The sequence below is a fragment of the Oceanobacillus aidingensis genome, from assembly GCF_042654105.1.
Lineage (GTDB): Bacteria > Bacillota > Bacilli > Bacillales > Amphibacillaceae > Oceanobacillus > Oceanobacillus oncorhynchi.
Genome location: NZ_JBHSFT010000020.1, coordinates 231,528 through 246,595 on the forward strand (window position 1 = coordinate 231,528; position 15,068 = coordinate 246,595).

Annotated in this window: 16 protein-coding genes; 3 read left to right on the forward strand and 13 right to left on the reverse strand. The window is 40.9% G+C overall.

The genetic code is table 11. The annotated features are described in order from the left end of the window. Positions 1 to 25: 25 nt before the first annotated feature. From flgL to ACFO3P_RS14310, 10 genes are all read right to left on the reverse strand, one after another. Complete coding sequence (flgL, locus tag ACFO3P_RS14265; protein ID WP_042530181.1) at positions 26 to 907, reverse strand: flagellar hook-associated protein FlgL; 882 nt, start codon at positions 905 to 907, stop codon at positions 26 to 28. A 9-nt stretch (positions 908 to 916) separates the two neighbouring features. Then, positions 917 to 2,395, reverse strand: a complete 1,479-nt coding sequence (gene flgK, locus ACFO3P_RS14270) for a flagellar hook-associated protein FlgK (RefSeq protein ID WP_379542456.1) — start codon at positions 2,393 to 2,395, stop codon at positions 917 to 919. 18 nt (positions 2,396 to 2,413) lie between these two features. Next, positions 2,414 to 2,896 (reverse strand): flagellar protein FlgN, encoded by a 483-nt coding sequence (locus ACFO3P_RS14275; RefSeq protein WP_379542457.1) that lies wholly within the window; start codon positions 2,894 to 2,896, stop codon positions 2,414 to 2,416. Positions 2,897 to 2,923: 27 nt separating this feature from the next. Further along, positions 2,924 to 3,187 carry a flagellar biosynthesis anti-sigma factor FlgM gene (flgM, locus tag ACFO3P_RS14280; RefSeq protein WP_042530177.1) on the reverse strand — a complete coding sequence of 88 codons (264 nt, stop codon included), beginning with the start codon at positions 3,185 to 3,187 and terminating at the stop codon, positions 2,924 to 2,926. A gap of 74 nt (positions 3,188 to 3,261) precedes the next feature. Next, positions 3,262 to 3,684, reverse strand: a complete 423-nt coding sequence (locus tag ACFO3P_RS14285) for a TIGR03826 family flagellar region protein (protein WP_339233993.1) — start codon at positions 3,682 to 3,684, stop codon at positions 3,262 to 3,264. Between the two features lie 218 nt (positions 3,685 to 3,902). Then, entirely contained in the window at positions 3,903 to 4,580 is a 678-nt protein-coding gene (locus tag ACFO3P_RS14290; RefSeq protein ID WP_379542458.1) for a ComF family protein, read from the reverse strand. Continuing rightward, positions 4,577 to 5,986: an ATP-dependent helicase ComFA gene (locus ACFO3P_RS14295; RefSeq protein ID WP_379542459.1), complete on the reverse strand. Its 1,410-nt coding sequence runs from the start codon at positions 5,984 to 5,986 to the stop codon at positions 4,577 to 4,579. Before ACFO3P_RS14295 ends, ACFO3P_RS14290 begins: the two co-directional genes overlap by 4 nt. Before the next feature lie 96 nt (positions 5,987 to 6,082). Next, a complete protein-coding gene (locus ACFO3P_RS14300; RefSeq protein ID WP_042530170.1) occupies positions 6,083 to 6,925 on the reverse strand; it encodes a DegV family protein in 843 nt (280 codons plus the stop codon). A 230-nt stretch (positions 6,926 to 7,155) separates the two neighbouring features. After that, positions 7,156 to 7,848, reverse strand: a complete 693-nt coding sequence (locus tag ACFO3P_RS14305; RefSeq protein WP_042530169.1) for a response regulator — start codon at positions 7,846 to 7,848, stop codon at positions 7,156 to 7,158. A 256-nt stretch (positions 7,849 to 8,104) separates the two neighbouring features. Beyond that, positions 8,105 to 9,244 carry a sensor histidine kinase gene (locus ACFO3P_RS14310; protein ID WP_042530167.1) on the reverse strand — a complete coding sequence of 380 codons (1,140 nt, stop codon included), beginning with the start codon at positions 9,242 to 9,244 and terminating at the stop codon, positions 8,105 to 8,107. A 224-nt stretch (positions 9,245 to 9,468) separates the two neighbouring features. On the opposite strand from ACFO3P_RS14310, the gene ACFO3P_RS14315 reads away from it, so the two are divergent. Beyond that, positions 9,469 to 10,119, forward strand: coding sequence for a YigZ family protein (locus tag ACFO3P_RS14315; protein ID WP_042530165.1), 651 nt, complete (start codon positions 9,469 to 9,471; stop codon positions 10,117 to 10,119). A gap of 46 nt (positions 10,120 to 10,165) precedes the next feature. On the opposite strand, the gene ACFO3P_RS14320 is transcribed toward ACFO3P_RS14315, so the two are convergent. Next, positions 10,166 to 10,318 carry a hypothetical protein gene (locus ACFO3P_RS14320; RefSeq protein ID WP_175297007.1) on the reverse strand — a complete coding sequence of 51 codons (153 nt, stop codon included), beginning with the start codon at positions 10,316 to 10,318 and terminating at the stop codon, positions 10,166 to 10,168. A gap of 411 nt (positions 10,319 to 10,729) precedes the next feature. Between ACFO3P_RS14320 and ACFO3P_RS14325 the strand changes: the two genes are divergently transcribed. Both ACFO3P_RS14325 and ACFO3P_RS14330 read left to right on the forward strand, forming a co-directional pair. After that, a complete protein-coding gene (locus ACFO3P_RS14325; protein WP_445376001.1) occupies positions 10,730 to 11,689 on the forward strand; it encodes an LCP family glycopolymer transferase in 960 nt (319 codons plus the stop codon). A 245-nt stretch (positions 11,690 to 11,934) separates the two neighbouring features. Beyond that, complete coding sequence (locus ACFO3P_RS14330) at positions 11,935 to 13,929, forward strand: penicillin-binding transpeptidase domain-containing protein (protein ID WP_212928327.1); 1,995 nt, start codon at positions 11,935 to 11,937, stop codon at positions 13,927 to 13,929. Positions 13,930 to 14,052: 123 nt separating this feature from the next. Here the strand turns inward: ACFO3P_RS14330 and ACFO3P_RS14335 are convergent, their stop codons facing one another. Continuing rightward, entirely contained in the window at positions 14,053 to 14,505 is a 453-nt protein-coding gene (locus ACFO3P_RS14335) for an IDEAL domain-containing protein (RefSeq protein WP_193064272.1), read from the reverse strand. 127 nt (positions 14,506 to 14,632) lie between these two features. Continuing rightward, positions 14,633 to 14,998, reverse strand: coding sequence for a DUF779 domain-containing protein (locus tag ACFO3P_RS14340; protein WP_193064271.1), 366 nt, complete (start codon positions 14,996 to 14,998; stop codon positions 14,633 to 14,635). Positions 14,999 to 15,068: the final 70 nt, after the last annotated feature.

Sequence of the window (15,068 nt, forward strand, 5' to 3'; positions counted from 1 at the left end):
AACAAACTTTCACGTGAACTTGTCCTTATCGTAAAAAGTCAACCAGAGAAGGCTGGATAATACGAGAACCTGCTGAAAGTGCTGCCCGATGTAGACTCTCTTGTGTAATCAGGTTCGTAATTGCCTCTGCAAAATCGACGTCTTCATTATCAGATAACGTTTTTGTCGTGACGATTTTTTGATCGGCTAAGCGGTTTTCGACAAGCTCTACCCGATTCATACGGGCACCGATTTCTGCACGTGAATCAAGAACGCCGCCAATCGACGCTTCTAATTCGCCAATGCTTTCTTCGATACCTTCTCCGTCTACAAGGCGTGAAATAAAGCTATCTACCGTTGCAAATAAATCTCCATTCTCGCCAAAAACGGTAGATCCATCTGTATTTGCTTTTACGGTAATCCCGCTTGAAACTTCGATAACCACATCATCATCTGCAAAATCAACCGTCAGTTCTCCATCTTCGCCTATTGTTACTGGTTGTACATCCGAATTTGTACCGTTAAAAATATATTTTCCATTCACACTCGTATTCGCTATATCTACTAAATGCTCTTTTAATTGCTTTGCTTCTTCTACAATACTCTGGTATTCATCACTGCTGTTTGTCCCATTGCTTGCCTTTACTGCCAGCTCTTTTAACCGCTGCATCGCATGATTGGTCTGGTCAATGGCAGCATCTGTATTATCCAGCCAGCTGTTCACTTCAGAGGTATTCCGTTCAAACTGTTCGATTCGTGCTAATTCGGAACGGTAAGAAACGCCCTTCATCGCAATCATCGGATCATCAGAAGGCTTGGATATCTTTTTCCCCGTGTACAGCTGATCCATATATTTATTCATTTGCGTACTGTTATGTGATAAATTACGTAATAAGTTATTGGAAAGCATACTTTGAGTGACACGCATTTTTCTAACCTACCTTCCTACTAATCCCATTCGGTTGATAATTGTATCTATTAATTCATCCATCGCTGTCATTCCGCGGGCAGCTGCATTGTATGCATGCTGGAATTTAATCATGTTCGTCATTTCTTCATCCAGAGAAACTGCACTGATCGATTGACGCTGGTTATTGACCTGGTGCTGTAATGTCGCTGTATTATCCAGCATGGTGATGGCATGGTTAGCATCCACGCCGACTTCACCGATAATGGATTCCAGATAACCGTTCACAGAGACACCATCTAAATCCTCATTAGCACTTGTAAAAACATTCGACAAATCTCTTGCCAGGTCTCCTGAATTTCCTTCTCTTGACACATTAACTTCGGAACGGTCTTTTAAAGCAACTGCCATTTTCCCGGCAGCCCCCCGTGCATCAGTTAATTCTTCAAAAAATGGCAGCCCGGAATCCCCTTCTTGATGCAGTTCATTGATGCTGGTCACAATTGCATATGCCAGATTATCCAGCTTTTCAAGCATTTCCGGGAAATCGCCTTTTGCTACCGCGTTATCCCCTTCGCCCTCCGCATATCCGGAAGCATGTACATAGCTTTGGATAGTGCCTCTGGAGGATGTAATATCCACATCGCCTACATTAATGCTTTCAAAAACTTTCATTCCATTAATTTCTGTATAAACCGGGTCATCGATCTGCCGGGTTTCTCCTGTCACCCCATTTACGATATTCACCGGCGGCTCACCGTCTGCAACAATGATATTCACAATGGCGACACCATCCCCCTGCTTCCCGCCCGGAATATGGTCTTTATTGTATGTCACATCAATATTCACAATTTCTGAAAGCTCATCCAAAATATTATCGCGTCGATCATATAAATCATTGGCAGTATACCCATGCGTTTCGAGCTTTTTAATTTGGGAATTGATATCTTTCAGGTTTTCAATCATACTATTTGCCTGATCAATTGTATTCTCTGTCTCCGTTTGTAAATCCGTACGAATCGTATTCATCGAAGACGACAGATGATTGAACGTATCAGCCAGCGCTTCCCCTCTGCTCAGGATGACTGCACGTCCCCCATTTTCGCCCGGGGTGGTAGATGCAGTCTGCAACGCACTCCAGAAATCACTCATTGCTGCTTCGATGCCTGAATCGCTCGGTTCATTCAATAAATTTTCCATTCTTGAAAGTGCCTCTGTCCGTTGAGACCAATAGCCTACAGAAGCATTCTCCGATCGAAATTGTGTATCTAAAAATTGATTGCGGATACGCTGTACAGACCCGGCTTCTACTCCGGTCCCCATCTGGCCAGGCAGATGCGGACTGTTCATCCCCGGCGTCGGGTAAGGATTCATCGCCTGCATATTAACGCGCTGTCTGGAGTATCCAGGTGTATTGGCATTGGAAATATTATGCCCGGTTGTATATAAAGCACTTTGCTGTGTACTCAGTGCCTGACGTGCCATTTCTAATCCTCGGAACGTGCTCATGCCTTCTTCTCTCCTTTTCTACGCTTTCGAATCAAATAAAGAACGGTTGGACATCTTATCAGAGGATGCAGTTCCGTAATTCATTGAGTTGATGGAAGGATTAACTAATTCCATCGAAAGCTGAACAAACTTCATCGATTCTTCCAGTAATGCTTTATTTAATTGCTCTTGTCTTTTTAGCTCTGTCATTGTATCCGTTAGTGCAGCCGCTGCATCTGCTGCCATTTTCTGCTCTTCTCCATCCAGCCTGTCCAAGATTTCTGTAATGGTCAGTGATGCTGCGGCATCAGGCTGTTCTTGATTCCATGCTTCTGCGGCTTCCTGTCTTTGTTGTTCCTGTTTCTCCAGTTGACGGATAAGCTTCTGCTCTTCTAAAAGCAATGCCTGAAATTCATCCAGCTGATTATTCGTCAAAGCTTCTGTCTTTCGCTTGGATAATCCCAGTAAATCTTTGTGTGTTGCGGTTAAATCATTCATTGCGTGAATCAGCTGTATGCCCACACCGTTTCCTCCTTTGACGGTATTCCCTTACTTACCAGTCCAAAAATCATGCATTTTCTGAGCAACCTTCTCATAATTTATTTCATATTGATTGCTCTCGATTTTTTGTTTTATCTCATTGACATACGCTGCCCGCGTTTCATTGGGCTGCTCCTGCTTCTGCAGCTTTTTCGCTTCCGGCGATATCTCAATACTGTCCTTCTTATATGCTTCAGACTCGACTGCCTGTTTATCCTTAAATGCCTGTTTATATGGATTAAAGTTGGTTGGATTTGGTCCATGTATTTTCAATTTCTGCACCCCTTCCAGTAATGCGTGATTTCTTTGGATACTGCATTACTCTTTCTTTGTTCGATTCTGGTATATTAATCTTTCTTCCATTCTCCTTTTGCATAATACGTTGTTTCACTTTCTTCTTTCAGCGCTTTTTCCTGAATGGATTCCACTGCATCATGCCGCTCCAGTTCTTCCTTCAGCTCTGTCTGGCAAGCATCACATAAAGTCCCTTCTGTAATAGGCCGCTGGCACCTTTCACAAGGATAGGACAAATTAGGGAAGTGAGAAGGCTGGAGCCTTTTTTCCCGGATAAATTTATGAAGAATACTTTCATCTACATCTGTCGCCTCTACAATCTGCCCAATTGTAGCCATCCGGTTTTCCCGTTTTCTTAAAAAGTTATATACCATTCTAAAATCTTCTTCTTCTTTTTTATAGCATTCGTTGCATATTTCTCTAAATTGCTTCACAAACACACGATTACATCGTTCGCAGTTTGCCAGTTCTCCCATTGCCGTTTCTCCTCTCTGCTCTGCATATTGCCAGGAAGGAATTTATCATTTCATATTTTATTTTCACGAAATACTTTTGCCTACTTATATCATCGTCACTATTGCCGCTATTGTTAATAGTAAATTCGATTTATTTTACGTTCGTTACATTTATTATAACAAATCGTTTCGCAGTTTTGGGAGCAGTTCTATTATTCATCCTGTGCAGGCCTGCCCTTCTAACTTCGTGCTACTGTTAAGGAATACACTGCCGGGCAGCCGTGAAGCTTCAGCTGCTGTGCTGCCTGCCGGACAGTTGTACCAGTTGTATAAATATCATCTACAATCAAAGCTGGCTGCTGGAGGGCCTCTGTGATAAAAAAAGGATTCCCTCTTTTTAAACGCGACTTCCGATTTTTCTTTGCCTGCTTTTCCCCGCTGTTTCTTCCCAATGCATGCTTTACTGGAATATCCAGCATTTCTGCCAGAGCTAATGATTGATTAAACCCCCGCTCCTGCATTCGATTTTTACTTAATGGAATAGGCACGGCCGCTATGGATGGCGTAATCGAAGCAAATTGTTTTTCAAAAGCACGCTGCAGGTCCTTCCGAAAAACCTCTCTTAATACATAATCTCCCCGGAATTTCCATTGGGTAATCAGGTCACGCATCGTTTCATTATAATAGTAAATAGAATAATTCCCTTCTATATTTTCTCCTAATTGCCTCCACTGCTGACAATCAGAACAAATGGCGCCGTTCCACGCCCGGCTGCATACCCTACACCGCTTTCCAGAAATTATTTTGAGTTTTGCGGCACATGTTTCACAAAGAACCGAATTCGCTTCTATCGTCAGCCAATTCGACCATGTCAGGGGCTTTTCTAAGGGGGCATAGCAGTATAAACAAATATTCAACGCTTTCTCCCCCTTGCATTCATATCTAAAATCATCTGCCTGGCTTTTTCCATGGCATATGTTTTCCCATCATGGAAAAAGATAACCTCTCCCGATGGGTCATCCGCACTTCTTCCGGCACGTCCAGCAATTTGCACCAGTGCAGCTTCATTAAATACTTCATGGCCGGCACCCAGCACAACTACATCCACAGAGGGAAAGGTCACTCCCCTTTCCAGGATTGTTGTTGTAATCAAGGCGTGTAATTTCTTTTCCCGGAACTGGTTGATTTTTTCTTCTCGATTCTGATCCGCCGCAAAAACGATTTCTAATTCTTCTGCGGCTGCTATCGTATTGGTTTCAAGCAGGCAAGTGGAAATGACTTCCTTTAATTCCTTTGCCATGACGATTTCCGGCACGAATAACAGCAGCTGCCGCTTCGGATTTTTTCTCTGCGTAAGCCATTTTAATAAGACATGGGGAAGCTTTTTATTTGTCAGCTGACTGGTAAGGTAAAAGGAAAATTTAAATTTGGGGACAGGTAAAAGATGTCCATGGTAACGCAAAGGCACAAAAACATGCGGGAGTTTTCCAAGCTTCATTTGCAGCCTGAAGTTTTTACGAGGGGTGGCTGTGAGGTATAATGTCGTAGCCTGCTTCTTAACAGCTTGCTTGGCAGCATACATCAGGCTTCTATCTAAATAATAGGGAAAAGCATCTACCTCATCAATGATTAATACATCAAATGCCTGATAATAGCGCAGCAGTTGATGCGTAGTGGCTAAAATCAATTGGGACCTGCCAGTACGTTGCTCACTGCCGCCATAAAGAGCTTCTATGGTGATGTTTTGAAAAGCCTGTCTCATTCTGGGGAGTAATTCCCGGATAACATCGACGCGTGGAGAAGCCAGAGCAACACGATCCCCGCGCTTCAATGCCGCAGTAATTGCCGGGAACAGCATTTCTGTTTTGCCGGCACCGCAGACAGCCCAGCATAGATAGGATGGAATTATTTCGTTAACGGCTTGCTCCAGGTGCGCCGCAGCCCTGCTTTGAGCTGGCGTTAACTGTCCTTCCCAGGTTAACGGATTGGCATGCACCGGCCACCGTGCCTCTGCGCCATTCCAACTATACAACGGCTTGCATTCGCTGATCCTTCCCATTTGGATACAGTTCCGGCAATATAAATGGGTTTTCTGGCAAATTCCACAAGAGTATTCGGAAAAATAATGCATGGCTGTATTGCCGCAGCGAGTACATTTTGCTGCTCCTTTATTATTTTCAATTGCAGGAATTGGAATGAGCTGCTTCGTAGATCGGAGTACTTGAAAACAGGCTTGAGGTATGGGGACTTCATCTTCTAATAATCGTTTTCCGGATAAAGCCTGAGCGAGGAGTGCAGGGGTTAGGGGAATCTGTTTGTCCATACGTAATATAACACCTCCGTAAATTGTGGGGAAAAGCATCTATTTAGCAGAAAACTTCATTCAGTGCGCTTTTCTGCTGCTGAATGAAGTTTTATTCTATTTTTTATACCAAGCGACGCCAACAGCGCCTTGTCCGAGATGCGTACCAATAACAGGTCCAAAATAACTGATAGATGTTTCGATTTCCGAATGTTTTTCTTTAAAATCCGCTTCGAGCTTCTCGGCATAAGAACGGTCATTTCCATGAATAAACACTACGCGCAGTTCCTTGCCTCCGTCAACCTCTTCTTCCAGCATGGCAAGGATGCGGGATATCGCTTTTTTCTTCGTGCGGATTTTTTCAAAAGGAACAATCAGCTTATCCTCAAAATGAAGAATCGGCTTGATTTGTAACAGACTTCCTAATATCGCTTGGGCATTCGATAATCTTCCGCCTTTTTGGAGGTTCGTTAAATCATCCACCATAAAATAAGCGCGGGCTGATTTTTTTATTTCATCCAATCTCGCTAAAATAGCCTCTGCGGATGCTCCATTTTGAGCCATTGCCGCAGCTTCAAGCACATAAAAGCCCTGCAGCATACAGCTGATTTCCGAATCGTAGGCATACACATCGATTCCTTCCACCATGTCACCTGTACTTACCATGGTCTGATAGGTTCCGCTTATTCCGCTCGATAAATGAACCGAAATAACAGCGTCATAGTCTTCTGCTAATGCTTCTAATTTTTTCGTCATCTCGCCGACAGACGGCTGTGAGGTACTTGGCAATTCTTTGGCGTCAGCAAGCTTCCGGTAAAACTCCTCCGTGGTAATATCTAATTCTTCACGATAGGATCCATCCGGGAAATTGACACTTAACGGAACCATATGAATATTATATTTCTCCCGTTCTTCCGGCGTAATATATGCTGTACTATCTGTCATAACAGCAACTTTCATAGGCAATTACCCCTTTTCTTTTCTGTTACTATACTGTCTTGTTTCTGTATATCCTCATAGAAAACGGCTTACTTGACATTATTCTACACGAAACGGCTGTAAAAATCGAATGCTTTCCGGCAAGATGAACGTCTCTCCTCACCATTATGAAGAAATGAGAGATTCTGCTTGCCCAGAGGGAAAAAAGCGCCCTGACAGACTCAATCAGGACGCTTTTTTGTTTATTATAATTAAATAACCTCTACCCAGCCTTTTCGTATAGCACACACAACAGCCTGCGTACGATCATTCACATTCATTTTTTGAAGAATATTACTTACATGGTTTTTTACTGTTTTTTCACTGATATAAAGCGACTCTGCTACAGCACGGTTGCTTTTCCCCTCTGCCAGCAGCTGCAGCACCTGACATTCACGTCTTGTCAATAAATGAAGCGGCTTGCGGTGCTCTACATGTCTGTTTGCCAGACTGGAAGTATTTTCCCGTGCCAGACGTCGATACTCTTTTACTAAATTATGTGTAATGCGCGGATGTAAATAAGAACCGCCCTCGCTAACTACTTTAATTGCTTCAACAAGTGCTTCTGCATCCATCTCTTTTAGCAGATAGCCTTGCGCCCCCGTTTTCAAAGCATGTGTCACATAATTTTCATCATCATGGATAGATAGAATGATTATTTTTGTATGCGGAAATTGTCTCAGTAAGTCAGCAGTTGCCTGTACCCCGTTAATTTTAGGCATATTGATATCCATTAACACAACATCCGGATTATTATCTCTTACAAGATTAGCTGCATCCGTTCCGTCATCCGCTTCTGCAACTACCTTAAATGCCGGTTCGAATTCTAAAATTCGTTTGACACCTTCGCGAAATAATTTGTGGTCATCAATTAATACGATATTTACTTCTTTTTGTGCGTCCATATATATATCTCCTTTTCTACTAAATGATACTAATTGAACTGTCATGTTGTCTTCATCATTAATAGATAGATAGTTTTCTCTAGATTAAATAAGTCTATTGTAGTATATTTCATCATTATTGTCTCATTTCAGCTCAAACTATTTTTAACAGCTTATTTATTTATGAATGATGACACCCCTATGAAAAAATCCAGATACTTTCTACTTTTCTGCAAAAAGCTCTTTTTTTCTACAATATCTCTTTTTCATTATATACTTAAGTTAACGAATATGGAACATTAATTGTAACCGTTGTTCCTTTTCCTTCCCCTGTCACGATTTCCAGCTTGCCGTCAAGCATCTCCACGCGTTCTTTCATCCCGATTAATCCAAAGGAATTATCACTTTTTTCTTCCGGATTAAACCCTTTCCCGTTATCGGCTACAATCAGAATCAATCTATCTTTTAAAATTTCTAATTTCACTTTGATTGTTGTTGCTTCACTATGCTTTATCACATTCTGCGCAGCCTCCTGCATTAGCCGGAACAAAGCAACCTCATATTTGGAATCTAATCTTTTTTCTTTCCCAAATACAATAAAATCTACATGAATATTATGATATTCGGTCAATCTGTCAACATATTTCCGGATTGTCGGGATAAGTCCCAAATCATCCAAGGCCATTGGACGCAGGTCATAGATAATTCTCCGCACCTCCTGTAAAGAAGCACGAACATTTTTTCGCAGCGATTTAATTTCTTTGCTCACTTCTTCTGGCGACCCTTTTTTTATGACATAGTCCAAAATATCGGACCGTAACAAGACATTAGCCAGCATTTGAGCCGGTCCATCGTGGATTTCCCGGGAAAGCTTCTTCCTTTCCTCTTCTTGTGCTTCAATGATTTTCAAACCAAATTCCTGTTTTTCTCTGGCATCTTCAATCATCTCATTGACCTGTTTCATGTCATCCATCATAAAATTAAAAATAACCGTCATTTTAGCGGTAAGCTCTTCTCCGCGTTGCAATATATGTGTAAGATTTGTCAATCTGAGCTCTATCTCATCACGCCGCTTCCTTAACAGTTTTTCCTCTTCGCGCATAATGACTAATTTTGTTTGCAGATCATGTGTTTTTTCATAAACCTTCCGCACTTCTTCCTCAGAGTATTTCATAAAGTCTCTGCTGACTGCAGCAAGCTTCTTACGGTGATTTTTGACTTCGTTCTCTAACTGATCACCGTTTTTGATATATTCCTTTACTTTCTTTTTCGTTGATTCTAATTCCCCAGAAAGGTATTCATACTCTTTTCTGCCTTCCTCGGTCATTTCAAATACTTCATCCTTACTCTGGTTTACCATCTGCATTACATTCTCTACAATGTTATCTATCGCTTGACTGCTTAATCTTATTGTCATAAGAAACTCACCAACCTATGTTATAATTATTCGTAGCTTTCCTTGGTTTTATAAGGTTATTTAAAAATTAATTTCACCAAAATCCGGTATATATCTGTTAAATTAAATATGAAGCGAAGATAACAGCTGCTCAAGCGGACTTAAACGGCATTCCCAAAAGACACAGCTGGTTACAATGCCTTAGGGATGTTATGTAATACTTAAAATAATGAGGTGAAAATAAAATGCTATCAACTTATTATACCGTAAATAAACAGGGTACAGACGAAATAACCATTCAAAAGTCACGTTTTATCGCAAATGTTAAAAGGGTGGAATCAGAAGAGGAAGCACAGGAATTTATTCAATCTATTAAAAAGGAACACCGGGATGCGACACATAATTGCTCCGCATATATTATCGGGGAAACCGATTATATCCAAAAAGCGAATGATGACGGTGAACCAAGCGGAACAGCTGGTGTCCCAATGTTAGAAGTATTGAAGAAAAAAGGATTAAAGGATACTGCTGTGGTCGTGACAAGATATTTTGGAGGAATCAAACTGGGAGCCGGCGGGCTTATCCGTGCTTATGGCTCAGCAACCACACAAGGCATCCAAACGACCGGAATCGTCCGCAGAGAACTGATGCAAGGTGTTTCCGTCACTGTCGAATATACACTGCTCGGCAAGCTGGAAAACGAAATTCGTCAGCAGTCCAAATATCTTTTGGAGGACATTCATTATCTTGAGAATGTCGCATTTATTATTTATGTCAAAACGGAAGAAACCGATACTTTCCAAGATTGGATAACGGAAATGACAAATGCGCAAGCAGCATTCGAACTGCTCGGCCAGAAATATGTCGACATCGATGTAGAGGATACGCCTTCATAATAAAAAAACTCTGTCAGATTGCTCGATAATCCGACAGAGTTTTTATTTAATAACTTCTTTTTATGTTTGTGGTCGTATTTAATGATAATTCCTTAATAAGTAATTGAATGATTTCATCCATTGAATTTACTTTTTGATTTTCCGTATCATGAATAACCCGTTTCAATATCTTCTGATACTGTTCTTGCTCTCTGCCCATTCATCTACCGCCTTTAAATATTTTTTCTAAAAGTCGTTAACCTATACTCTACATGCAAATATGTAATATTGCACTCTAAGATGAATTTTCTTACTAAACGTAATTCTATATAAAAATAGAAGCGTTGTCTACTAATTTCGATAAATTTTTTAACTCTTTTGATAGATTCATAAATGACAGCGATTTCATCTATTCAAAGGCGTAACCCCCCCGTCAAAACTCCTCTTTACAGCTAATTCAAATCTCACAGCGAATCAAAAGTCCTACCCTCAGGAGAAATAGTACGCACAAAATTTGTTTTAAACATAGACGATTTATCTAATTTTCGATATAATCTATTACAGATTTATTTTTCCTGACAATTAGTAAAAATTTGTTTAAATTAAGGAAAGAATAGAGGAGAATATATTGGTGTCCAGATTAAATGATAGAAGTCGTAAAAGAAAAAAATGGCCATTTATTGTTGGTGGAATCATACTGTTTTTCATTTTAGTCGTCGGCGGCGGGGCCTTTTTTGTGTGGAATCAGGTTGGCAAGGTTGTTGAATCGATGCATAGTCCATTAGAAAGAGATAATGACCCTGAACGGCAGGATGAAATCAACCGGCTCTATAGCGATTCAGATGCAGTTAACATTCTGCTTCTGGGAGTAGATGAACGGGATGGCGATGTCGGACGTTCGGATACGATGATACTGCTTTCCTTAAATCCAAGAACCGACTCCATGCTTATGTTAAGTATTCCTCGTGATACCTATGTAAATATCCCGGATCGGGGAATGGATAAAATCAACCATGCGTATGCATTTGGTGAAGCTGCTCAAACAGGAGGCGGTACTGAATTATCTGTGGAAACAGTAGAAGAAGCCTTTGATTTGCCTATCCACTCCTATGTACGTGTGAATATGGAAGGTTTCCAGCAAGGTATTGATGCATTAGGCGGCGTTACTGTTCAAAACAGCACAGCTTTTTCTCAAGACGGGCATGATTTCAGCGAAGGAAATCTCACTTTAAATGGCGAGGAAGCTCTTTCTTATATCCGCATGAGAAAAGAAGACAGCCGCGGTGATATGGGAAGAAATGAACGCCAACGTAATGTTATCGTTGCTGCAATGGATGAAGCAGCCAGCTTTTCAAGCATTACCAAAGCAGGCAACATCCTGGACATCTTAGGAAATAATGTCCAAACGGATTTAGATATGAAACGGTTGCAAACATTATTTACAGACTATAGCGGAACAAGAAATAATGTCGAAACAATGGAAATAGAAGGAGACGGTCAAACCATCGGCGGAGTTTGGTATTATGTGGTACCTGATGATGAATTTAACCGTATCCGCTCAACGATTACCGACCATATGGAACAAAAATAAAGAAATGTGTCATTACTGAAACTTTTTTCATAGATTTCAGAACTGCAGACAGCTGATTCCAATTGGAAAACAAAACGTCACCTGGTAAATATACAGCGTGACGTTTTTTCACACAGTCTCTTCCTTTTTCTGATTGGATCAATATACTTTTAAAAATTTCATGTCATTCTATCTATTTTTCTAAAAAAAATGTAGAACGTGGTATACTTTTACGTAAAGAGATATTTTTTAATGGGGGTTAGAAAATGTGGAAAAAAAGTTTATGGATGATTCTTTTTATCGCCCTGTTAGCCGGGTGCTCTGAAGAACAAACCGACCCGACAAATACGTTAAATCAATATGCAGAAGCAGTAGAAGAAGGAGACTATGAATCTCTGTATCATCTTTTTTCTCAGGAAACAAAAGATACATATAGCGAAGAAGAGTCCGCTCTGCGCTTAGGAAAATTATATGATGATATTGCTGCTACGGATATTGAAATAAATATACAGCAATTAGAGGAAAGAGAAGTCGCTAACGCATATGACGACGGCATAGCAACGATTCCCTTCACTGTTAGCATGAACACAATCGCCGGTGAAATTTCATTTGATTACCAGGCAGAACTGACTTTAATCGAAAAGGAAGATGAAGAAGACAGCTGGCTGATCAATTGGGATTCCGGCTTTATCTTCCCTGATCTTGCAGATGGCGGAGAAATCCGCATTTCTACCAACGAGCCGGAAAGAGGAGAAATCCTTGACAAAAATCAGATGCCACTGGCAATCAATGATACCGTATACGAATTTGGAGTTATCCCGAGTGAATTGGGAGAAAATGAAGCAAAGCGCGAAGAAATAGCCCGTTTACTCGGAATGTCTGTCGACTCTATTAATTCCAGTATCGAAGCAGAATGGGTGGAAGATGATTTATTTGTTCCGCTGAAAACCATCCTCCCAGATGATTCAGATACCGTACAGGAGTTAAATGCAATCGATGGCGTTTCCTATCGTGAAATAAACGGCAGGGTTTATCCAGAAGGCGAAATAACTGCTCACTTAGTAGGTTATCTCCGCTCCGTAAATGCAGAGGATTTGGAAGAGCTAGACCCGACAGAATACACTTCTTCTGACAGAATCGGAGCACGGGGATTAGAAAGTTTATTTGAAGAAGAGCTTCGCGGTAAAAAAGGAGCGACGATTCAAGTAACAAAAGATGACGGAGAAGATGTGACTTTAGCTGAAACAGAAGCAGTAGACGGAGAGAATATTACAGTAACAATTGATATCAATATTCAGGATGATGTTTTTCAAGGATTTGATGAGGAGCCTGGCAATGCAGCTGTCATCGATCCAAAAACGGGGGAAACATTAGCCTTAGTCAGCAGCCCGTCTTTTGATCCAAACGATATTCTTTATGGCACTGCCCCAAATTATTGGGCAGATATGGAAGAGGATGAGTTACAGCCTATGCTGAATCGTTCTTCCTCCACGTTTGCGCCTGGTTCTGTTATTAAACCGGTCACTGGCGCAATCGGGCTGAAAAACGGTACGATTGAATACGATAAAGGCATTGAAATTGATGGATTGCAATGGGAGGATTACAATGTAACACGTGTATCGACCTCCGACGGACCTGTGGATTTAGATGATGCCCTGGTTCGTTCAGATAATATTTACTTTGCAATGAAAGCCGTTGAAATGGGCGGAGATGCTTTTGTTGAAGGGCTGCATGAATTTGGAGTTGGAGAAGAATTCCCATACACCTATCCGGTTTCAGATTCTACCATTTCTAATTCAGGTGAGTTAGACGACAATTATTTACTGGCACACACAAGCTATGGACAAGGTGAAATTGAAATGAGCGCGCTGCATCTGGCAACTACTTATTCCGCCTTCTTGAATAATGGAGATATGATACAGCCGACATTATTAACAGATGAAGAAACCGGGCAGTTTTGGAAAGAAGGCTTAGTTACGGAAGAACAAGCGAATCAAATCCAAGAGTCCCTTCGTAATGTGGTCACAGAAGGAACTGGTAAACCTGCTGAAGAAGCCGATTTTCCTATCTCAGGTAAAACAGGTACCGCCGAATTAAAATTAACCGGAGAAGACAGCGGAGATGAAAATAGCTGGTTTGTCGGCTACCCGACAGATGACCAGGATCTCATGATCGCCATCATGGTGGAAGGAACCAAAAACAATGACCGCAGCTCCGGAGTGGAGAAAGCTACAGAAATATTAATGGATATTAAAGAGTAGAGCTTCTATAGCAAAAAGGGTTTGAGCAACAATACCAGTGCTCAAACCCTTTTTTTATAAGCAAAAGAAAGCCATTTAACAGAATAGCATCTGTCAAACAGCTGAAATAGAAATATAGTCATTTTATTGATTGTTTAAGGCACTTGTTAATTCTAAGAATGTTTCTTTGTCATCGTTATCAATCGCTTTATCAATCAGCCTTCTGACATTTTCATACTCCATTTCTGCTATCAGCTGGTCTAAAGCCTTTTGCTGTTCGGAAACCTCCTGCGAATCTTCAGGTAAATAATAGGATTCTGCAATACGGTGAAGCATTTCCAAAAAGCCGGGAATCGAAATCAATTGTGACATGGAGATAGTGAGTACTTCTTTCCCTTTTTGAAAAGCAAAGACATCATCGACATTCTCAATTTTTTTCGTCTTGCGATTAATACGAACTTCCGTAGATTTTACAGGGATAAATTGATATACCTTCTTATTCATGATAATGGAGAAGTATTGATATGCTAAAATAATCCGGATATATTTCTCTTCTGTCTTTACATAATAAGGCTTTAACATTTTAACAGTAACCATCTTATCCCCCCTATTTAGGACACACTCTAAATTTTCTGTTAATTTATTCTACCGGATATAGCTGAAAAAATCAAGCAGAGATTTTTAATTGTTTAGAAAACTTGGTTTTTATTAAAAATTGAAATGATCATGGGCTTCCATTTAACGCTTCTGCTTCTTCCTCTGAAAAAACTCTCGAACGAGTTAAAAATCTTTTTCCTTCAGGTCCTTCTAACGAGAACATCCCGCCCCTTCCATTAACAACATCAATAATAAGCTGCGTATGCTTCCAATACTCAAATTGATCTCTAGATATATAAAATGGGATATCGCCTGGCAGTTTTCCTAATAAGACATCCGACTCGCCGGTTTTTAGCTCTCCAAGCGGATAACACATGGGCGAGCTTCCGTCACAGCAGCCTCCTGACTGATGAAACATAAGCGGGCCATGAATGTCTTTCAGCTTCTCCATCAAGTTCTGCGCATCCTGCGTTGCAACCACTCTGTCTACCATGGAAAATACCTCCTTATTTAAGTAACTGCAGACAAGAGAATCCGTATGTTTCGGCAGGCATACGTATCTA

Excerpts from the sequence above, each read along its gene's own strand:
- flgL (WP_042530181.1), bottom strand. The coding sequence starts at position 907 with ATGCGTGTCACTCAAAGTATGCTTTCCAATAACTTATTACGTAATTTA.
- flgK (WP_379542456.1), bottom strand. The coding sequence starts at position 2,395 with ATGAGCACGTTCCGAGGATTAGAAATGGCACGTCAGGCACTGAGTACA.
- ACFO3P_RS14285 (WP_339233993.1), bottom strand. The coding sequence starts at position 3,684 with ATGGGAGAACTGGCAAACTGCGAACGATGTAATCGTGTGTTTGTGAAG.
- ACFO3P_RS14295 (WP_379542459.1), bottom strand. The coding sequence starts at position 5,986 with ATGGACAAACAGATTCCCCTAACCCCTGCACTCCTCGCTCAGGCTTTA.
- ACFO3P_RS14300 (WP_042530170.1), bottom strand. The coding sequence starts at position 6,925 with ATGAAAGTTGCTGTTATGACAGATAGTACAGCATATATTACGCCGGAA.
- ACFO3P_RS14305 (WP_042530169.1), bottom strand. The coding sequence starts at position 7,848 with ATGGACGCACAAAAAGAAGTAAATATCGTATTAATTGATGACCACAAA.
- ACFO3P_RS14310 (WP_042530167.1), bottom strand. The coding sequence starts at position 9,244 with ATGACAATAAGATTAAGCAGTCAAGCGATAGATAACATTGTAGAGAAT.
- ACFO3P_RS14315 (WP_042530165.1), top strand. The coding sequence starts at position 9,469 with ATGCTATCAACTTATTATACCGTAAATAAACAGGGTACAGACGAAATA.
- ACFO3P_RS14320 (WP_175297007.1), bottom strand. The coding sequence starts at position 10,318 with ATGGGCAGAGAGCAAGAACAGTATCAGAAGATATTGAAACGGGTTATT.
- ACFO3P_RS14330 (WP_212928327.1), top strand. The coding sequence starts at position 11,935 with ATGTGGAAAAAAAGTTTATGGATGATTCTTTTTATCGCCCTGTTAGCC.
- ACFO3P_RS14335 (WP_193064272.1), bottom strand. The coding sequence starts at position 14,505 with ATGGTTACTGTTAAAATGTTAAAGCCTTATTATGTAAAGACAGAAGAG.
- ACFO3P_RS14340 (WP_193064271.1), bottom strand. The coding sequence starts at position 14,998 with ATGGTAGACAGAGTGGTTGCAACGCAGGATGCGCAGAACTTGATGGAG.